This is a genomic window from Type-F symbiont of Plautia stali (assembly GCF_059731105.1).
Genome location: NZ_AP035909.1, coordinates 3,203,248 through 3,222,480 on the forward strand (window position 1 = coordinate 3,203,248; position 19,233 = coordinate 3,222,480).

Genomic DNA, 19,233 nt, shown 5'->3' on the forward strand with positions numbered 1-19,233 from the left:
CGTAGCCTCGAATCTGTGCGAATCAATGCCACCATTCCATACCCTGTAATGTGGCTATCGCGATAACGATATAACGCAGTGTTTTACCGACAGCGAGAAACAGCATCACTGGCAGCCAGGCGAACCGTAACCAGCCCGCGAGAACGCAGAGCAGGTCACCTATCACCGGTAGCCAGCTGAAGAGCAGCGCTGCAGGTCCCAGCCGGTGCAACCACGTCATTGCTGTGTCATGCCATCGCCCCTGACCTTTTAACGGCAGCAGGCGACCAATAAGAATGTTCGTTAAGCCGCCCAGTGTGTTTCCCAGTGATGCGGCTAAAAGCAATCCGTAAACTGATGTCTTTTTTGCTATCAATAGTGCTATCAGCAGTGCTTCAGAACTTCCAGGCAGAAGCGTCGCACTCAAAAAACTGCTGCCGAACATGGAGGCATAGGTGAGGATGTCACTCACAGTAAGCGGACATCCACCACATCCATCCCTGCCGCTTTCGCGGCCTGAATGCCAAAATCGGCATCCTCAAAGACCACACACCGTTCAGGCGCCACTCCCATCAGCGCTGCGCAGCGCAGAAAGGTTTCTGGCTCGGGTTTGTGTCGCTGAACATCATCAGCACCCACCACAGCCGAAAACAGCTCACGCACACCCAGTTGCGTCAGTAACGCCTCCGCCATGCTGTGCTCGCTTCCGGTGCCCACCGCCATCGGACGACGTCCGTGGTACGCTTTAGCCACTTCCAGTAAAGGCAGCGGCCTGACATTGTCCAGCAGCATCGCTTTCACGGCAGCGGTTTTCTCTGCGGCAAGAAGATGGGGATCGAGAGACGACTGATTGGTGTCAATGATGAACTGCGCAAGCCGCCAGGCGGGTGCGCCATTGAAGTCGATAATACGTGCTTCATCCAGCGTTAATCCGTAGTGCGCCAGTACCTGACGCCACGCTTTTCGATGTGTCGGCTCTGTATCCAGGATCGTGCCGTCCATATCGAAAATCAGGGCGTCATAGTGATCGTACATTGTCACTCCGGACATTCATCAAATGAGACATTACTTTAGCCTAATGTGGACAGGTTGTCGCCAGGGGGGATGAACAGCAAATGCTTTGAAAGCATTAACAATTTTTCTTTTCAGATAAAGGTGATCGTGCGCGACCAGCGATAACAGTACGAATTTTCAGCGATTTTTTAACAATCGTCTGGTGCCAGGGCGGCGGCGCACCTGCATGAGGGGCAAACTGCAGCGGGTTATGCAGGACAGGTGTGGCTGGGCGTTGCTTAAGATGAAATGATGAATCTGTTACGCAGATGAGGCTGAAAAGCCGCGTGGATGGAGCCAGAGAAAAAGAGAAGAGCGTGAATGCGGGCTGGACGCTAACTACGCCATGGCACACTGAGGCGCTGACCCTATTTGAGAATATGGTGCATCCAGGAGGATTACTCAGCTTGCGCTTCGCCCTGCGGGCCGTTGCTGATGCAACGGTATCCTCCTTAGTGCGGCCTGAACGCTAACTACGTCATGACACACTGAGGCACTGACCATATTGAAGAATATGGTGCATCCAGGAGGATTCGAACCTCCGACCGCTCGGTTCGTAGCCGAGTACTCTATCCAGCTGAGCTATGGATGCATTGAGGGTATTGCGTTTTTTATGGACGTTCAGAAACTAACCTGAGGATATTACAAAGAATGGTGCATCCAGGAGGATTACTCAGCTTGCGCTTCGCCCTGCGGGCCGTTGCTGATGCAACGTTATCCTCCTTAGTGCGGCCTGAACGCTAACTACGTCATGACACACTGAGGCAATGACCATATTGAAGAATATGGTGCATCCAGGAGGATTCGAACCTCCGACCGCTCGGTTCGTAGCCGAGTACTCTATCCAGCTGAGCTATGGATGCATTGGGGTGTTGCGTTTTTTATGGACGTTCAGAAACCAACCTGAGGATGTTACAAAGAATGGTGCATCCAGGAGGATTCGAACCTCCGACCGCTCGGTTCGTAGCCGAGTACTCTATCCAGCTGAGCTATGGATGCATAAATCTGATTCTTGTACAACGCAGGGTGCTGACTACTCACCATGAAAGGAATTGCTAATTCGCTTTATTTCTTTATTTTCGATGGTGCATCCAGGAGGATTCGAACCTCCGACCGCTCGGTTCGTAGCCGAGTACTCTATCCAGCTGAGCTATGGATGCATCGAAAATGGCGGTGAGGGAGGGATTCGAACCCTCGATACAGCTTTTGACCGTATACTCCCTTAGCAGGGGAGCGCCTTCAGCCTCTCGGCCACCTCACCTTACGCTTTCTTTCGAACCGTGCTTCTGAACTTGTTTCTGCTCATCGGCACTGCGTGGCGCACATATTACTTTCCCGGACTTTTAAGTCAAACAATTTTTCCGAAACTTTGTTTGATTGAGCAAATCACACACAATTGGAACAAAATGGCGGCAAAAAGAGTGAATTATCAACAATGAAAGAGGAGGACGTTAACAAAACGGAGAACAGCGGGAGAGAACAAAGGGTGGGATTTTTTGCAGAAAGCGGTAGCGCCTCGCACAGGTGCGAGACGCTGAATCCGTTAAACGCTGGTCTGTTGCGTTTTTTCAGCCTGGATGCGTTGATAGATCTCTTCGCGATGCACAGACACTTCTTTCGGCGCGTTAACCCCTATACGAACCTGGTTACCCTTAACACCCAGCACCGTTACCGTTACCTCATCACCGATCATGAGGGTTTCACCAACTCGACGAGTTAGAATAAGCATTCTTTGCTCCTTGAAAGATTAAAAGAGTCGGGCTTGTACAGGCTCCCGGCATTATCCATCATTTAACGCTGCGCATTGACTATGAGGAATACACCAATGCACATCGATGCGCCAATACATTCTGCTGATAGTTAGTTTAGCCGAAATACACTACATCAACCTGACTTTGTCATTTGCTGCTTTAGCATCGTATTAAAAAGCGCCGGAACCGGGGTTCTGACGCTTCTGACCATGCTTTGTTTTATTTCATTACAGGCGGCTGCTAACCCAGCTCTCAACCCCTGCCAGCGCGCCTTTCAGCGCCTCAGCATCGTTACCACCCGCCTGAGCCATATCCGGACGACCACCGCCCTTCCCGCCTACCTGCTGCGCCAGACCGGCAATCAACTCGCCTGCTTTAACACGGTCGGTCAGATCTTTGGTCACACCCGCGATGAGCGATACCTTGCCTTCCGCCACCGTCGCTAACACGATAATCGCCGATCCCAGCTGATTCTTGAGATCGTCAACCATGGTACGCAGCATTTTCGGGTCAACATTGCTGAGCTCGCTCACCAGCAGCTTCGCCCCTTTGACATCAATGGCATTGCTGCTCAGTGACGCGCTCTCCTGCGCAGCCTGCTGATCGCGCAGTTGCTGCAACTCTTTCTCCAGAGCCCGGACGTGGTCAACCAGACCGCGTACCTTCTCGTTCAGGTTGCTGCTGTTCGCTTTTACCAGCTGCGCAATATCCTGCAGCTGGCTGCTCTGCGCGTTGACCTGAGCCAGCGCACTTTCACCGGTAATCGCCTCGATACGACGGATGCCGGCAGCGGTGCCTGACTCAGCCTGAATGCGGAACAGACCGATATCGCCAGTGCGTGCCGCGTGGGTTCCCCCACACAGTTCGACAGAGAAGTCACCCATGGTCAGCACGCGAACACGCTGATCATACTTTTCGCCGAACAGGGCCATCGCCCCTTTAGACTTCGCCGCATCAAGATCCATCACCTCGGTTTCCACCGGCAGGTTGCGACGAATCTGTGCATTGACGATATCTTCGACCTGACGAATCTCCTGAGGTTTCATCGCTTCAAAATGCGAGAAGTCGAAACGCAGATATTTGTCATTAACCAGAGAGCCTTTCTGCCCCACGTGCTCACCTAAAACCTGGCGTAATGCGGCGTGCAACAAGTGGGTGGCAGAGTGGTTAAGACGGATGCGTGCACGACGTGCCGCATCAACCTGCGCCTCAAGGCGGTCGCCGATGCGCAACTGCCCGGCGGTCAGCTTACCGACATGACCGATTGCCTGACCATATTTTTGTGTATCCTGGACGCTAAATTCAGCATTCTTCCCTTTCAGCAGACCGGTATCGCCAACCTGACCACCCGATTCGCCATAGAATGGCGTTTCATCCAGCACAACGACGGCATCCTGACCTGCGGACACTTCATCCACCGCCTCACCTGCAACATAGAGTGCTTTTACGGTGGCGGCTAAATCGAGCTGGTCGTAGCCCTTGAAGGAGGAAGCCGCATCGATGCGGATTACGTTGCTGTAGTCAGCGCCGAAGCCGCTCGCTTCACGGGCACGCTGACGCTGCTGCTCCATCGCCTGCTCGAAGCCCGCTTCGTCGATTTTCAGATTGCGTTCGCGGCAGACGTCAGCGGTTAAATCCGCCGGGAAACCAAAGGTGTCGTAGAGACGGAAGACGATCTCACCATCCAGGGTATCGCCCTGCAGTTTTGCCAGCTCCTCGTCCAGCAGCGCCAGTCCGCGTTCCAGCGTGCGGGCAAACTGCTCTTCTTCGCTTTTCAGCACCTGCTCAACCTGAGCCTGCTGGCGCTGCAACTCTTCGCCTGCAGCACCCATGACCTCAACCAGCGGCGCAACCAGCTTATAGAAAAAGGCCTCTTTGGCACCCAGCATGTTGCCATGACGCACGGCACGACGAATGATACGACGCAGCACGTAGCCCCGGCTCTCATTGGACGGGATCACACCATCGGCAATCAGGAAGGCGCAGGAGCGGATGTGGTCGGCAATCACGCGCAGCGATTTGTTGCTGAGGTCAGTCGCACCGGTAACCTGCGCCACAGCCTGAATCAGTTTCTGGAACAGGTCGATTTCGTAGTTAGAGTTGACGTGTTGCAGAACGGCAGAAATGCGCTCCAGACCCATCCCGGTATCAACCGAAGGTTTGGGCAGCGGCAGCATTGTGCCATCCGCCTGGCGGTTGAACTGCATAAAGACGATGTTCCAGATCTCGATGTAACGGTCACCATCCTCTTCCGGGCTGCCTGGCGGGCCACCCCAGATGTGATCGCCATGATCGTAGAAAATCTCGCTGCACGGACCACAAGGACCGGTGTCACCCATCTGCCAGAAGTTATCTGACGCGTAGGCGCCGCCCTTGTTGTCGCCGATGCGAATGATGCGCTCGCGTGGCACACCGATCTCTTTTTCCCAGATCGCGTAGGCTTCATCATCGGTTTCATAAACCGTTACCCACAGACGCTCTTTTGGCAGGCCGAACCACTGTTCGCTCGTCAGCAGTTCCCAGGCAAAACCAATCGCCTCTTTCTTGAAGTAGTCACCAAAGCTGAAGTTACCCAGCATTTCAAAGAAGGTGTGGTGACGCGCGGTGTAGCCGACGTTTTCAAGATCGTTGTGTTTTCCGCCCGCGCGCACGCAGCGCTGCGACGTGGTCGCCCGTGTGTAATCACGTTTGTCCTGACCGAGGAACACATCTTTAAACTGGTTCATCCCGGCGTTAGTAAACAACAACGTTGGATCGTTATTCGGTACGAGGGAGCTGCTGGTTACAACCTCATGTCCCTTGCTATGAAAAAAGTCGAGAAACGCCTGACGGATCTCAGCAGTGCTCTTGCTCATATATGTCCTGGAATCACGCTAACGAACGTTCCCACCGATCGGTGCGACCCCATTTTCCTGGTGCCGGATCAGCGGAACAAAAAGTGGGAATAAGATAAATTTTCTTCAGTGGGAAGTAAAATTACATCGGCCCTTAGTCATCAAAATTTCTGAAAACAGACTGGATATCTTCGCTCATAAACCCTTTTGACTGCAGGTAGCGTAGTACTTTCGCTTTCTCTTTCCACTCGACAGGCAGCGGATGCCCGAATTTTCGTTCGGCCAGTTCCGCCGCACAGGCAGCCCAGTCCACCTCCGTTTCTTCCATCGCAATATCAATGGCTTCACGGTCAATGCCTTTCTGGGCCAGTTCAAGACGGACACGCTGGGAGCCAAAGCCTTTCCGGCTGCGGCTCTGAATAAACCGTTCAGTGAAACGCGTGTCATTCAGCCAGCCGTTCTCCTGACACCAGTTCAGCACCTGCTCCAGCAGCGCATCGGTGATGATCTCAGGCTCTTTTTTTTGCGCCCATGCCGCACGCTGCGCCGATTGCTGCAGCTTACGCGCCAGCTCTGCACGGCTGTGATCGCGCTGGCCCAGAATACGCATCGCGCGGTCAAGCAGGCGGGAATAGGAGACAACATTGGATTGGGGTTGGGGCTGAGTGGATTCAGTCATACTGCGCACCTTGTACAAACAGGGGAAAGATTATGGCGACAGAACAGGACAGAGGGAAGGCAGGAGAGGGACAGAGGGAAGTAAAAACAACGGGAGAGGCGTTCGCCTCTCCCGTCTTAGTCATCAGAAGTCTTCGTTCGCTTCGCTGGCTGCGTTCTCATTCTCAGCAGATTTGTCTGCTTCGAGTGATTCATCCGCGCCGTTGAGCAGTAACTCACGTAACTTCAGATCGATTTCGTTTGCCACAGCCGCATTCTCTTTCAGGAAGTTGCTGGCATTCGATTTACCCTGACCAATCTTGTCGCCATTGTAGCTGTACCATGCACCCGCTTTTTCAATCAGCTTGTGCTTCACGCCCAGGTCAACCAGCTCACCGAAGGTATTGATGCCTTCACCGTACATGATCTGGAATTCAGCCTGTTTAAACGGCGCGGCGATTTTGTTTTTCACCACTTTAACGCGGGTCTCACTGCCGACCACGTTATCGCCCTCTTTAATCGCACCGATACGGCGGATATCAAGACGGACAGAAGCGTAGAACTTCAGGGCGTTACCGCCGGTAGTGGTTTCCGGGTTACCAAACATCACACCAATCTTCATACGGATCTGGTTGATGAAGATCAGCAGGGTGTTTGACTGCTTCAGGTTACCGGCCAGCTTACGCATCGCCTGGCTCATCATACGTGCCGCGAGGCCCATGTGTGAGTCACCAATCTCACCTTCGATTTCCGCTTTCGGCGTCAGCGCCGCAACGGAGTCGACGATGATGACATCGACCGCGCCAGAGCGGGCCAGTGCATCACAGATCTCCAGCGCCTGCTCACCAGTATCCGGCTGCGAGCAGAGCAGGTTGTCGATATCGACGCCCAGCTTCTTGGCATAGACCGGGTCAAGCGCATGCTCGGCATCGATAAAGGCACAGGTTTTGCCTTTACGCTGAGCCGCGGCGATGACCTGCAGGGTCAGCGTCGTTTTACCGGAAGACTCAGGTCCGTAGATCTCAACGATACGACCCATTGGCAGACCGCCTGCGCCTAATGCGATATCCAGCGACAGCGAACCGGTAGAGATGGTTTCCACATCCATTGAGCGGTCTTCACCCAAGCGCATGATGGAGCCTTTACCAAATTGTTTCTCAATCTGGCCCAGCGCGGCAGCTAAAGCCTTCTGTTTGTTTTCATCAATCGCCATTTCAACTCCTAATCAAGCCGGGTAAACACGCACTCAGGGTGCCTGCACTCTTTCTGTTGCCGACAATTATACTGTATAGTCATACAGTATCAAGTTTAATTTGTCAGAAATTCGCCATACAGTGTCTGCAGGGCCCATGCCACCGACTGGCGGCGTACGGCATCACGATCGCCGCTGAAATGCTGCTGAAAAGTCAGCACTTTATCGTCAGGGCCGGCCAGGCCAAACCACACCGTGCCGACCGGTTTTTCTTCACTGCCGCCATCCGGTCCGGCGATGCCGCTGACTGAAATGGCATAGTCTGCCTGAGCGGCCTGACGGGCACCCTGCGCCATCTCCCGCACCACCGCCTCGCTGACCGCACCATACTGTTCCAGCGACGCTGCCTGTACGTTCACCAGCTGCTGTTTTGCCTCATTACTGTAGGTCACAAAACCGCGTTCAAACCAGGCGGAACTGCCACTGATATCGGTAAAGACCTTCGCAATCCATCCGCCGGTGCAGGATTCCGCACAGGTGACGGTGGCGTTGCGCTGCTTCAGCTTCTCACCTATCTGCGCGCTAAGCGCCTGCAGTTGCTGATCATCCATTGCGACTCTCCCGTGGGGTGTGGATTGAAGGTGGTGCAGAAAGCGCACTTTTTCAAGGGCTCTCTGCACTATTGCCCTGTTTTTGCGGCTGAGTTTCCAGCTCACGCCCCTTTTTTCACCGCCACCATAAAAAGACGCGGGAAAGCGAGCAACACCTGACCGTCGGCCCGGGCCGGATAGGCACTGAGCAGCTGCTGATGATAATCGGCGAGAAACGCCGCCTGGGATGCCTCATCCAGTGACGCCAGGAACGGGCGCAAGCCTGTTGCCTGCAGCCAGCTGATAATCGCCTGCGCATCAGCCATGACGTGATAATAGGTAGTGCGCCAGATATCCACCTCACAGCCCGCCTGAGTGAGCAGGTCGTAATAGGCGCCGGCAGAGAGCAGCGCGACACGATCAGCGGTGCGGATCTGTGAACGCCAGCGCGCGGATGCGGCGACCTCACGCATCAGCTGGTGCGAGGGTTCATTGAGGTTATCCGGCATCTGAACCGCCAGTACGCCACCGGGGGCCAGCTGCCTGACCAGATGGGGGAACAGCGCAGTGTGATCATCCAGCCACTGCAGGGAAGCGTTGGCGTAGATGACCTGCTGCGGGACCTCTGCCTGCCAGCTGCGGATGTCCGCCTGCACAAAGCGGCAGTGTGGCAGGCGTTCACGGGCCTGCGTTAACATCGCTGCGGAACTGTCCAGTCCGGTAATCTGCGCCAGCGGCCAGGCATCAGCGAGCAGCTCCGTGCTGTTGCCCGGCCCGCATCCCAGATCGGTGACCTGCTCAACCTGCTCCGGACGGATACGCGCCAGCAGCTCATGCGCCGGACGTGTGCGTTCCGCTTCAAATTTACGATACAGCACGGGATCCCACTCTTTCATCCTGACCTCTCATTCAGCAATCAGCTCTTCGTTTACTGAGACGGATGAAAGGCAAAAAAGTGCGACCCGTGACGGCGTTTTACTGACTGTACAGTTAGCGGCGGCGGAAAAAGGGGGGAGAGGAAGGCGGAACCGGATAAGGCAGAGTGAGCGCGGGCGCGTCCGTGCGCCCCTGAACTCAGTTCTTTTTCACAAACTCAGATTTTAATTTCATCGGGCCAAAGCCGTCGATTTTGCAATCGATGTTGTGGTCCCCTTCAACCAGACGAATGCTTTTCACTTTGGTGCCGATCTTCAGTGAAGAGGAGCTGCCCTTCACCTTAAGATCTTTGATCACCGTGACGCTGTCGCCATCTGCCAGCAGATTGCCGTTGGCATCACGCACTTCCAGTTGTGCGTTGCTGCTGTCGCCCTCTCCTTCGGTCCAGATATGACCGCAGGAGGGGCAGTTGAGGTTGTCACCATCTTGCCAGGTATAATCGGCGTGACAGGCTGGGCAGGCAGGTAAAGACATAACGACTCCAGATAACTGTGGCTGTGTGGCCTGAAAAGGCCGACATCATATAACCTTACAGTTAACAAGGGTAGCCTTTATAACAGGCCACCCTGTCGCGCTTTGCCGACCGCCTCACCCAGCTGCCACACCGCCATCGCATAGTGGGTGCTGTGGTTATAGCGGGTGATGACATAAAAATTGGGCAAGCCGTACCAGTACTGATAACTGGTGCCGAGATCGAGCCGCAGCAGACTCACCTCATCGTTGCCGTCCAGCGAGCCCTGAGGAGACAATCCTGAGGCCGCCAGCATGCTCACGCTGTAGCGGGTTTTGAAGCCATCATCCAGCATCGGTGCCTGACCGCTGGCCGGAACGGCAACATTTTCACCGCTGCGCCAGCCATGTTTCTGGAAGTAGTGCGCCACACTGCCGATCGCATCCACCGGATCCCAGAGATTGGCATGACCGTCTCCGTTAAAATCAACCGCATACTCCTGATAAGAAGAGGGCATAAACTGACCATAGCCCATCGCGCCGGCGAAAGAGCCTTTCAGCGCCAGCGGGTCATCCTGCTCTTTACGCGACATCAGCAGGAAGGTTTCCAGCTCGCTGCTGAAGTACTCAGCACGGCGTGGATAGTTGAACGACAGGGTCGCCAGCGCATCCAGAATGCGCGTTTTCCCCATGACGCGTCCCCAGCGGGTTTCCACGCCGATGATGCCGACAATAATTTCCGGCGGCACGCCGTAAACCTGCTGCGCGCGCTGCAGCGCATCCTGATACTGGTTCCAGAACGCTACCCCGTTTTGCACGTTATCCGGCGTAATGAATTTGTTGCGATAGCGGATCCAGGCCCCGTTAGGACCCGGCGCGGGCGTATAGCTCGGGGCCTGACGATCCATCAGCCGCAGCACATAATCCAGCCGTTTTGCCTGACCGATAATGTCGTGCAGTTGCTGACGATCAAAGTCATGCTCTTTCACCATCTTATCGATAAATTTCTCGGCGGCCGGATTGCCGGCAAAATCGCCAGACATGCCCGATCCGTTATGCGACGGCTGCAGTAAAAAACCGCCCTGCGGCGCAGCCAGCATCTTCTGCCGGGAGGGAACGTCAGGTTTGCTGCTGCAGGAGGCCAGAAGCGGAATAAGGGCAAGGAGGGCTAGCTTGAGACGCATCGGTTATCCATAAACGAGGGGGTAAAATCAGATGCGGTAATAGTAGATGTTCAGCGCAGCGACATACAGGTCAAAATCTTAAAAAAACGTCAAGGCTGACGCTGGTGAAAACCGCCGCAGGGCTGCCCTGCCCCCGCGGCGGCTCAGCATTCAGCGACGGTTTCTGACCAATTGATAGCGCCGGGTCAGGTACTCAACCGGTGCGCTCCAGATATGCACCAGCCGGCAGAAAGGGAACAGCAGGAACAGGGTCATCCCCAGCACCATATGGACACGGTAGATCACTGCCACCCCGGCCAGATGCTGTGAAGCACCGCCATGGAAAGTCACCACCGCCTGTGCCCAGCCCACCAGCTTCATCATTTCACTGCCATCCATATGCTGAGCAGAGAAGGGAATGGTCAGCAGGCCCAGCGTGGCCTGCACCACCAGCAGGGTCAGGATCAGAATATCGCCGACGCTGCTGGTCGCCCGCACCCGCGGATGGGTCAGACGACGCTTCAGCAGCAGCGCTCCCCCGGCCAGCGTCATCGCCCCGAACAGGCCACCCGCCACCATCGCCAGCTTCTGCTTCACGTCGATCGGCAGAAACGACTCATACATCCAGTGCGGCGTCAGCATCCCGACGAAATGACCGAAGAAGATGCCGATAATGCCGATGTGGAACAGGTTAGAGGCGAGCCGCATCCCCTTTTTATCCAGCATCTGACTGGAACCGGCCCGCCAGCTGTACTGCCCGTAGTCATAGCGCAGCCAGCTCCCCACCAGAAAAACCGTTCCGGCAAGATAGGGGTAAATATCGAAGAAGAAAGTGTTCAGAACATTCATGCTGATTCTCCTGTGCGGCGCGCCGTCGCCGCGGCAATATCCAGATAGTGCGGCGCGACCGCATCGGCGAAGCGACGCTGATGCATCGCCTGCTGCGCTGAGACACAGCCCTGCTCGCCGAGAAATTTAATCTGCTCCTCTTCCCAGACCGCATCCAGCGCCGCCGGGGTGTCGTCACGCGCTTCCTTCGCCACCTGCGGCCGGAGAGCGGCCGGGTCAGCCGCGCTGCCCGCCAGCGTCAGTAACAGCGTGAAAAGGTCGGCATAGGGACTCTGGCGCGCTTCCAGACGCGCCGCCAGCAGAGCCAGGATCGGCACGATATCCTCCAGTCCCTGACGCGCCGCCTCATCACTTTGACAGGCGAGATACTCCAGATAGAGCGGCAGATAATCGGGCAGCTCCTTACTGTCCAGCTCAAGACCGGCGGCCCGGTAGTGCGCCAGCAGATCGACCATCGCCTGACCGCGATCGCGGGATTCGCCGTGCACATGCTCAAACAGCAGCAGCGAGGTGGCGCGGCCGCGATCAAACAGGGCGCAGTAGTCCGCCTGCGCATCCAGCAGTGGCCGCGCACAGAGCTGCTGAATAAACTGCCCCAGCCCTGCCCGCTGCGGCAGATCGAGTTCATCTGCCGCGTCCAGCGCCGCGATCAGCTCAGAGTGATGAGCAAACAGCGCCTCGTCCGGGTAATCCAGCAGCCGTGACAGCATCCGTAACGTCATCATGAGGCATCCTCCTGGCGGCGGGTTTGACTGGCGATGTCGATGGCATCAATGCGACGGCTGTTAAACAGATTGAACCGGCTGTCGCTGCCGTGGCAGCCATCGCCAAAGCTAAAGCCGCAGCCTTTACTTTCAGGGAAGGCTTCACGCGCCAGCTCGCGATGGCTGGAAGGCACCACAAAACGATCTTCGTAGTTGGCGATCGCCAGATAGCGGTACATCTCCTGCGCCTGCGCTTCGGTCAGGCCGACCTGTTCCAGCGCCCGGCTATCGCGCTGCCCCTCCACGCTCTCAGCGCGTTTGTAGTGGCGCATCGCCAGCATCCGTTTCAGGGCCCGCAGCACCGGCGCGGTGTCGCCTGCGGTCAGCAGGTTGGCCAGATACTCAACCGGGATGCGCAGGCTCTCCACATCCGGCAGCACGCCAGTGTGAGCCAGCGCGCCGCCATCCACTGCCGACTGAATCGGTGACAGCGGCGGCACATACCAGACCATCGGCAGCGTGCGGTATTCCGGATGCAGCGGCAGCGCCAGCTTCCACTCCATCGCCATTTTGTAGACCGGCGAACGCTGCGCCGCGTCGATCACGCTCTGCGCCACGCCGTCGTTCAGCGCCTGGGCGATCACTGCCGGATCGTGCGGATCGAGGAAGATATCCAGCTGACGCTGGTAGAGATCTTTTTCGTTTTCCGCTGAGGCCGCCTGTTCAATGCGATCAGCGTCATAGAGCAGCACGCCGAGATAGCGGATCCGGCCGACACAGGTTTCCGAACAGACGGTCGGCTGGCCCGATTCAATGCGCGGATAACAGAAGATGCACTTCTCAGATTTGCCGCTTTTCCAGTTGAAGTAGATCTTCTTGTAGGGACAGCCGGTGAGGCACATGCGCCAGCCGCGGCATTTATCCTGATCGATTAGCACGATGCCATCTTCGCCGCGCTTGTAGATGGCGCCGCTGGGACAGGTTGCCACGCAGGCCGGATTAAGGCAGTGCTCACAGAGGCGCGGCAGGTACATCATGAAGGTGTGCTCAAACTGGCCATAGATCGCCTTCTGGATGTTATCGAAGTTCTTATCCTGCGAGCGCTTCGCAAACTCGCCGCCAAGGATCTCCTCCCAGTTCGGGCCATTCTCGATCTTTTTCATCCGCTGACCGGTGATCAGCGAGCGCGGGCGGGCGATCGGCTGCTGTTTTCCGGCGGGTGCATTGTGCAGATGCTGGTAGTCGAAATCGAACGGCTCGTAGTAATCATCCAGCGCGGGCACGTCCGGGTTAGCAAAGATCTTCGACAGCAGCCCGACGCGGCTGCCCATGCGCGGCTCCAGCCTGCCGTTGATCTTCCGGATCCAGCCCCCCTTCCACTTCTGCTGATCTTCCCAGGCGTGCGGATAGCCGACGCCGGGCTTGCTCTCGACGTTGTTAAACCAGGCGTATTCCATCCCCTCGCGGCTGGTCCAGACGTTTTTGCAGGTCACCGAGCAGGTGTGGCAGCCAATACATTTGTCGAGGTTCAGCACCATGCCGACCTGTGAGCGAATTTTCATGGTTTCACCTCCTGCTGGCCGCCCTGGCAGGCGTCGTGGCCTTCCCCGTCTAACCAGTCAACGTTATTCATTTTTCTCACCACCACGAACTCATCGCGGTTCGATCCGACGGTGCCGTAGTAGTTAAAGCCCCAGGAGAGCTGGGCGTAGCCGCCGATCATATGGGTCGGTTTCGGGCAGGCCCGGGTCACGGAGTTGTGGATCCCCCCGCGCTGGCGGGTGATCTCCGAACCAGGGATATTCACGATGCGTTCCTGAGCGTGATACATCATGGTCATACCGGCCGGGATGCGCTGGCTCACCACCGCGCGGGCGGTCAGGGCACCGTTGGCGTTGAACGCCTCGATCCAGTCGTTATCCGCAATGCCCAGTTCGCGGGCATCCTCTTCACTCATCCAGACAATCGGGCCGCCGCGCGACAGGGTCAGCATCAGCAGGTTGTCGCTGTAGGTGGAGTGAATGCCCCACTTCTGATGCGGCGTCAGGAAATTCAGTGCCTTCTCCGGGTTGCCGTTGGGTTTACTGTTGAGCAACGGCTTCGCTGCCCGGGTGTCAATCGGCGGACGGTAGACCATCAGACTTTCGCCGAAGGCGCGCATCCACTCATGGTCCTGATAGAGCTGCTGGCGGCCACTCAGGGTACGCCACGGGATCAGTTCATGAACGTTGGTGTAGCAGGCGTTGTAGGAGACATGCTCATCTTCCAGACCTGACCAGGTCGGGCTGGAGATAATTTTGCGCGGCTGCGCCTGGATATCGCGAAAGCGGATCTTCTCATCTTCTTTGTTCAGCGCCAGGTGAGTGTGATCGCGACCGGTTATCGCACCCAGCGCCTGCCAGGCTTTGACCGCCACCTGACCGTTGGTTTCCGGCGCCAGCGCCAGAATCACCTCGGCCGCATCAATGGCCGTGTCGATATTGGGCCGTCCCGCAGCCGGGCCATCCGCTTTGACATAGTTCAGCTGCTTCAGGAGATCGATCTCTTTGCAGGTGTTCCAGCTAATCCCTTTGCCGCCGTTGCCCTGCGCCTCCAGCAGTGGCCCCAGCGTGGTAAAGCGCGCCCAGGTCGCCGGATAGTCACGCTCCACCACCATGATGTGCGGTGCCGTTTTACCGGGGATCAGATCGCACTCCCCTTTTTTCCACTCTCTGACTTCAAACGGCTGCGCCAGTTCGGCGGGCGAGTCGTGCAGCACCGGCAGCGTCACCACATCCGTTTCAACGCCTAAATGACCGGGGCAGAGGTCGGAGAAGGCTTTGGCGATGCCTTTGTAGATCTCCCAGTCACTTTTTGACTCCCAGGCGGGGTCGACCGCCGCCGAAAGCGGATGAATAAACGGATGCATATCCGACGTATTCATGTCGTCTTTTTCATACCAGGTGGCGGTCGGCAGCACCACGTCGGAGTAGAGGCAGGTGCTCGACATACGGAAATCGAGGGTCACCACCAGATCCAGTTTTCCTTCGGCGCCCTGCGCCTGCCATTCGACCTCCCCCGGCTTCACGCGCCCCTGCTGGCCTAAATCTTTTCCCTGAATGCCGTTTTCGGTGCCGAGCAGATACTTCAGCATGTACTCATGCCCTTTCCCTGACGAGCCAAGCAGGTTAGAGCGCCAGACAAACAGGTTTCGCGGAAAGTTCTGCGGATCGTCCGGCTGTTCAGCGGCAAAGCGCAGAGTGCCCTGCTTCAGGCTCGCCACGGTATAGTCAATCACCGACTGCCCGGCGGCGCTGGCCCGGGCGGCGATGTGCAGCGGGTTAACGTTAAGCTGCGGCGCGGAAGGCAGCCAGCCCATGCGTTCGGAGCGGACGTTAAGGTCGATCAGGCTGCCGCTGAAGCGGCTTTTATCGGCCAGCGGCGAGAGCAGTTCTTCGGTCGCCAGGGTTTCATAGCGCCACTGGCTGGAGTGGTTGTAAAAGAAAGAGGTGCTGTTCATCTGACGTGGCGGACGCTGCCAGTCGAGGCCAAAGGCCAGCGGAGCCCAGCCGGTCTGCGGACGGAGTTTCTCCTGACCGACGTAATGCGCCCAGCCTCCGCCACTCTGACCGACGCAGCCGCAGAAAATCAGCAGGTTCATCAGTCCCCGGTAGTTCATGTCCATGTGATACCAGTGGTTCATACCGGCACCGACAATGATCATTGAACGTCCGTGGGTTTTCTCCGCGTTCCCGGCAAACTCGCGCGCGAGGCGGATGATGTTCTGCCGGGAGACGCCGGTGATCTGCTCCGCCCATGCGGGACTGTAGGCTTTGATCTCATCATAGTTTTGCGCGCAGTGAGCATCGCCCAGACCGCGATCCAGCCCGTAGTTTGCCAGGGTCAGATCGTAGACGCTGGCGACCCGGGCTTCGCTGCCATCTGCCAGCGTCAGGCGTCTGACCGGCAGCTTATGCAGCAGGATCTCATCCAGCGCGACGCTGTTAAAATGGTCGCTGGTGATGCCGCCGAAGTAAGGGAAACCGACCTCGACCACCTCATCGTGGCTGCCGAGCAGACTCAGCTGCAGCTCCACTTCTTTTTGCGACAGGCCATCGCGCTGCTCCAGATTCCATTTCCCTTTTTCGCCCCAGCGGAAACCGATCGCGCCCTGAGGGGCCACCAGCTCGCCGGTGGTCTGATCCAGCGCCACCGTTTTCCATTCCGGGTTGTTTTTCTGACCCAGGCCATCGACCAGATCGCTGGCGCGCAGCTGGCGACCCGCGGCATAAAATCCGCCTTCGCGCGGCTCCAGCAGCACCAGCATCGGCATGTCGGTGTAGCGGCGCACATAGTCGCGGAAATAGGGGACATCACGGTCGAGGTGAAACTCTTTCAGCATCACGTGGCCCATCGCCAGCGCCATCGCGCTGTCGGTGCCCTGCTTCGGACTCAGCCACTGGTCGCACAGCTTCGCGACTTCGGCATAGTCCGGGGTGATCGCCACGGTTTTCGTCCCCTTGTAGCGGACTTCGGTAAAGAAGTGCGCATCCGGGGTGCGGGTCTGCGGCACGTTTGAGCCCCAGGCGATGATGTAGGAAGCGTTATACCAGTCGGCGGATTCCGGCACGTCGGTCTGCTCGCCCCAGGTCATCGGTGAGGCCGGTGGCAGGTCACAATACCAGTCATAGAAGCTCAGGCAGGTGCCACCAATCAACGACAGGTAACGCGCCCCGGCGGCATAGGAGACCATCGACATGGCCGGAATCGGCGAGAAGCCGACCACGCGATCAGGGCCGTAGGTTTTGACCGTGCAGATATTCGCGGCGGCAATCAGCTCATTCACCTCCTGCCAGCTGGATCGTACAAAGCCGCCGCGTCCACGCGCCTGTTTATAGCTGCGCGCTTTTTCCGGATCGCGGATGATGGAGGCCCAGGCCTCCACCGGATCGCTATGCTGCGCCTTCGCCTCGCGCCAGAGCTGGATCAGCATCTTACGCATCAGCGGATATTTCAGGCGGTTTGCGCTGTAGAGATACCAGGAGTAGCTGGCACCGCGTGGACAGCCGCGCGGTTCATGGTTCGGCAGGTCGGGACGGGTGCGGGGGTAGTCAGTCTGCTGGGTCTCCCAGGTAACCAGGCCGTTTTTGACGTAGATTTTCCAGCTGCACGAGCCGGTGCAATTAACGCCGTGGGTGGAGCGCACGACTTTATCGTGCTGCCAGCGACTGCGGTAGCCATCTTCCCAGTCACGGTTGCTGTTCAGCGTCTGACCATGCTGGCCGGAAAAGGGCTCAGCCAGCTGTTTGAAATAGCGGAATCGATCAAGAAATTTGCTCATCCGGAAGGCTCCTGAAGGCCTGGTGTCACATTGCTCACTCTGCATACGTGCTGATGCAGAAAATAAAGGGGGTGCCGGTGCGCCACACCGGCGTTGTCGTTATCCGGCGCGCGCTTTTCGTCCGTAGACCCGCCAGGTGACGGCAATACAGCAGAGGTAGAAAACCAGAAAGATTTTCATCGCCCCGGCCGGAGAGCCGGTCATGGCAAGCGAGAGGCCAAAGGTCTGCGGAATAAAGAAGCCGCCCAGCGCGCCGATAGCGGAAATAAAACCAAGCGCCGCGGAGGTTTCTGTGGCGGCTTCCCGCTGTGCCAGCGCCTCGTCACCGCCTTCGGCCTTGATGCGTTCCAGCGTCAGACGGCGGAAGATCACGGCAATCATCTGGTAGGTGGAACCGCTGCCGAGGCCGGAAGTGAGGAACAGGCCCATAAACAGGGCGAAGAAGGCGACGAAGGATCCCTGATGTCCGGCTCCCGGCAGCGTGAGGAACAGCAGCGCAGCAAACAGCGCCATCAGCACGTAGTTGATCAGGGTGACGCGGGTTCCGCCGAAGCGATCCGAGATCATGCCGCCTGCTGAGCGCGCCAGTGCGCCAATCAGCGGGCCAAAAAAGGCGTAGTGCATAATCACCACCCCGGGAAACTGCGTCTTTGTCAGCATGGCGAAACCGGCTGAAAAGCCGATAAAGGAGCCGAAGGTCGCCAGATAGAGCAGCGCCATGATCCAGAGGTGCGGACGTTTCAGCACCGGCAGCTGTTCGCGCAGCGAGGATTTCGCTGCCGCCAGATCGTTCATCCCCAGCCAGGCGGCCAGCGTGCCGATGGCCAGAAACGGCACCCAGATCCAGGCCGCATTTTCCAGCCAGAGGCTATCGCCGCTCACGGTGACTTGCCCCCCATCGGCAAAACCAAAAATGGCGCAGGAGATCGCCAGCGGGGCAACAAACTGCATGACGCTGACGCCGAGGTTCCCCAGGCCGCCATTGATGCCCAGCGCGCCGCCCTGACGGGCTTTGGGAAAGAAGAAGCTGATATTGCCCATGCTGGAGGCGAAGTTCGCCCCCCCGAAACCGCACAGCAGAGCGATCGCCATAAAGGTGGCGAAGGAGGTCTGGCTGTCCCTCACCGCAAAACCGAGCCACAGGCAGGGGACGATCAGGATGCCGGTGCTGAAGGCGGTCCAGCGGCGTCCGCCAAAGACGGGAATCACAAATGAGTAAGGCACACGCAGCAGCGCGCCGGAGACCGACGGCAGCGCGGTCAGCAGAAAGAGCTGTTCGGTGCTGAAGCGGAAGCCGACCTTATTCAGGTTAACCGCGACGGTGCTGAACAGCATCCAGACGCAGAAGCTCAACAGCAGACAGAAGACAGAGATCCAGAGGTTGCGGCTGGCGATGCGTTTACCCCGCGCCTGCCAGAAGGCCGCATTTTCCGGTTGCCACTCCTGGATCGGTGCGCCGCGCGTCGGGGTTTGCAAAGGGGCAGATTGGGTCATGACTCTCTCATCAGCAGAAGAATAATGGGGCATATCCTGCGTATCCGCCCTGCCCGCTTGCTTGATACAAATCAACGGCAATGCAGGTTATCCGGGCGTGGTCATCCTGTCTCAGCCGGGATAAGTAGCGGAGAGGCAGCAGAGAGTCATTGCAAATCATAAGGTTAATCGGCTGCACTGAAAATGGCGTGCCGGGTAGAGGGAAAATGGAAATAAAGGAGTAGTCCTTTGGGGGTATATAGCGCCCCCGCCTCACCGGTA

15 protein-coding genes and 5 tRNA genes are annotated in these 19,233 nt (G+C 57.4%); all 20 read right to left on the minus strand.

Annotation, left to right across the window (positions count from 1 at the left end; all coding sequences use genetic code 11):
* Nucleotides 1-22: 22 nt before the first annotated feature.
* Complete coding sequence (locus AC6I7A_RS15220; protein ID WP_046102439.1) at nt 23-451, minus strand: YqaA family protein; 429 nt, start codon at nt 449-451, stop codon at nt 23-25.
* The gene (gene yqaB / locus AC6I7A_RS15225; protein WP_058958437.1) at nt 448-1,014 is read right to left on the minus strand and encodes a fructose-1-phosphate/6-phosphogluconate phosphatase; all 567 of its coding nucleotides are present in this window, start codon (nt 1,012-1,014) and stop codon (nt 448-450) included. Before yqaB ends, AC6I7A_RS15220 begins: the two co-directional genes overlap by 4 nt.
* A gap of 533 nt (nt 1,015-1,547) precedes the next feature.
* Nucleotides 1,548-1,624 (minus strand) — tRNA-Arg (locus tag AC6I7A_RS15230).
* Between the two features lie 194 nt (nt 1,625-1,818).
* A tRNA-Arg gene (locus tag AC6I7A_RS15235) sits at nt 1,819-1,895 on the minus strand.
* Nucleotides 1,896-1,954: 59 nt separating this feature from the next.
* Nucleotides 1,955-2,031, minus strand: a tRNA-Arg gene (locus tag AC6I7A_RS15240).
* 84 nt (nt 2,032-2,115) lie between these two features.
* Nucleotides 2,116-2,192, minus strand: a tRNA-Arg gene (locus AC6I7A_RS15245).
* An 8-nt stretch (nt 2,193-2,200) separates the two neighbouring features.
* A tRNA-Ser gene (locus AC6I7A_RS15250) sits at nt 2,201-2,293 on the minus strand.
* Between the two features lie 282 nt (nt 2,294-2,575).
* On the minus strand, nt 2,576-2,761 hold the full coding sequence (gene csrA / locus AC6I7A_RS15255) for a carbon storage regulator CsrA (RefSeq protein ID WP_008927091.1): 186 nt from the start codon (nt 2,759-2,761) through the stop codon (nt 2,576-2,578).
* A gap of 249 nt (nt 2,762-3,010) precedes the next feature.
* The gene (gene alaS, locus AC6I7A_RS15260; RefSeq protein WP_046102441.1) at nt 3,011-5,638 is read right to left on the minus strand and encodes an alanine--tRNA ligase; all 2,628 of its coding nucleotides are present in this window, start codon (nt 5,636-5,638) and stop codon (nt 3,011-3,013) included.
* Between the two features lie 133 nt (nt 5,639-5,771).
* The gene (locus tag AC6I7A_RS15265; protein WP_082668227.1) at nt 5,772-6,296 is read right to left on the minus strand and encodes a regulatory protein RecX; all 525 of its coding nucleotides are present in this window, start codon (nt 6,294-6,296) and stop codon (nt 5,772-5,774) included.
* A gap of 123 nt (nt 6,297-6,419) precedes the next feature.
* On the minus strand, nt 6,420-7,487 hold the full coding sequence (gene recA, locus AC6I7A_RS15270; RefSeq protein WP_009086899.1) for a recombinase RecA: 1,068 nt from the start codon (nt 7,485-7,487) through the stop codon (nt 6,420-6,422).
* Between the two features lie 95 nt (nt 7,488-7,582).
* The gene (gene pncC / locus AC6I7A_RS15275) at nt 7,583-8,077 is read right to left on the minus strand and encodes a nicotinamide-nucleotide amidase (protein ID WP_058958495.1); all 495 of its coding nucleotides are present in this window, start codon (nt 8,075-8,077) and stop codon (nt 7,583-7,585) included.
* Nucleotides 8,078-8,178: 101 nt separating this feature from the next.
* A complete protein-coding gene (gene tam, locus AC6I7A_RS15280) occupies nt 8,179-8,952 on the minus strand; it encodes a trans-aconitate 2-methyltransferase (RefSeq protein ID WP_058958496.1) in 774 nt (257 codons plus the stop codon).
* 178 nt (nt 8,953-9,130) lie between these two features.
* Nucleotides 9,131-9,466, minus strand: a complete 336-nt coding sequence (locus AC6I7A_RS15285) for a zinc ribbon domain-containing protein YjdM (protein WP_058958497.1) — start codon at nt 9,464-9,466, stop codon at nt 9,131-9,133.
* Between the two features lie 77 nt (nt 9,467-9,543).
* Complete coding sequence (gene mltB / locus AC6I7A_RS15290) at nt 9,544-10,626, minus strand: lytic murein transglycosylase B (protein WP_033736026.1); 1,083 nt, start codon at nt 10,624-10,626, stop codon at nt 9,544-9,546.
* Between the two features lie 150 nt (nt 10,627-10,776).
* On the minus strand, nt 10,777-11,454 hold the full coding sequence (gene narI, locus AC6I7A_RS15295; protein WP_046102444.1) for a respiratory nitrate reductase subunit gamma: 678 nt from the start codon (nt 11,452-11,454) through the stop codon (nt 10,777-10,779).
* The gene (gene narJ, locus AC6I7A_RS15300) at nt 11,451-12,179 is read right to left on the minus strand and encodes a nitrate reductase molybdenum cofactor assembly chaperone (protein ID WP_058958498.1); all 729 of its coding nucleotides are present in this window, start codon (nt 12,177-12,179) and stop codon (nt 11,451-11,453) included. Before narJ ends, narI begins: the two co-directional genes overlap by 4 nt.
* Nucleotides 12,176-13,720 carry a nitrate reductase subunit beta gene (narH, locus tag AC6I7A_RS15305; RefSeq protein ID WP_058958499.1) on the minus strand — a complete coding sequence of 515 codons (1,545 nt, stop codon included), beginning with the start codon at nt 13,718-13,720 and terminating at the stop codon, nt 12,176-12,178. Before narH ends, narJ begins: the two co-directional genes overlap by 4 nt.
* Nucleotides 13,717-17,478 (minus strand): nitrate reductase subunit alpha, encoded by a 3,762-nt coding sequence (locus AC6I7A_RS15310; RefSeq protein WP_498003884.1) that lies wholly within the window; start codon nt 17,476-17,478, stop codon nt 13,717-13,719. Before AC6I7A_RS15310 ends, narH begins: the two co-directional genes overlap by 4 nt.
* 99 nt (nt 17,479-17,577) lie before the next feature.
* On the minus strand, nt 17,578-18,972 hold the full coding sequence (locus AC6I7A_RS15315) for a NarK family nitrate/nitrite MFS transporter (RefSeq protein ID WP_058958521.1): 1,395 nt from the start codon (nt 18,970-18,972) through the stop codon (nt 17,578-17,580).
* Nucleotides 18,973-19,233 lie beyond the last annotated feature (261 nt).

Bases quoted from the DNA above. Each gene is read 5' to 3' on its own strand.
- AC6I7A_RS15285 (WP_058958497.1), bottom strand. From the start codon at position 9,466: ATGTCTTTACCTGCCTGCCCAGCCTGTCACGCCGATTATACCTGGCAA.
- csrA (WP_008927091.1), bottom strand. From the start codon at position 2,761: ATGCTTATTCTAACTCGTCGAGTTGGTGAAACCCTCATGATCGGTGAT.
- narH (WP_058958499.1), bottom strand. From the start codon at position 13,720: ATGAAAATTCGCTCACAGGTCGGCATGGTGCTGAACCTCGACAAATGT.
- mltB (WP_033736026.1), bottom strand. From the start codon at position 10,626: ATGCGTCTCAAGCTAGCCCTCCTTGCCCTTATTCCGCTTCTGGCCTCC.
- tam (WP_058958496.1), bottom strand. From the start codon at position 8,952: ATGAAAGAGTGGGATCCCGTGCTGTATCGTAAATTTGAAGCGGAACGC.
- pncC (WP_058958495.1), bottom strand. From the start codon at position 8,077: ATGGATGATCAGCAACTGCAGGCGCTTAGCGCGCAGATAGGTGAGAAG.
- yqaB (WP_058958437.1), bottom strand. From the start codon at position 1,014: ATGTACGATCACTATGACGCCCTGATTTTCGATATGGACGGCACGATC.
- AC6I7A_RS15315 (WP_058958521.1), bottom strand. From the start codon at position 18,972: ATGACCCAATCTGCCCCTTTGCAAACCCCGACGCGCGGCGCACCGATC.
- narJ (WP_058958498.1), bottom strand. From the start codon at position 12,179: ATGATGACGTTACGGATGCTGTCACGGCTGCTGGATTACCCGGACGAG.
- alaS (WP_046102441.1), bottom strand. From the start codon at position 5,638: ATGAGCAAGAGCACTGCTGAGATCCGTCAGGCGTTTCTCGACTTTTTT.
- AC6I7A_RS15310 (WP_498003884.1), bottom strand. From the start codon at position 17,478: ATGAGCAAATTTCTTGATCGATTCCGCTATTTCAAACAGCTGGCTGAG.
- AC6I7A_RS15265 (WP_082668227.1), bottom strand. From the start codon at position 6,296: ATGACTGAATCCACTCAGCCCCAACCCCAATCCAATGTTGTCTCCTAT.
- recA (WP_009086899.1), bottom strand. From the start codon at position 7,487: ATGGCGATTGATGAAAACAAACAGAAGGCTTTAGCTGCCGCGCTGGGC.
- narI (WP_046102444.1), bottom strand. From the start codon at position 11,454: ATGAATGTTCTGAACACTTTCTTCTTCGATATTTACCCCTATCTTGCC.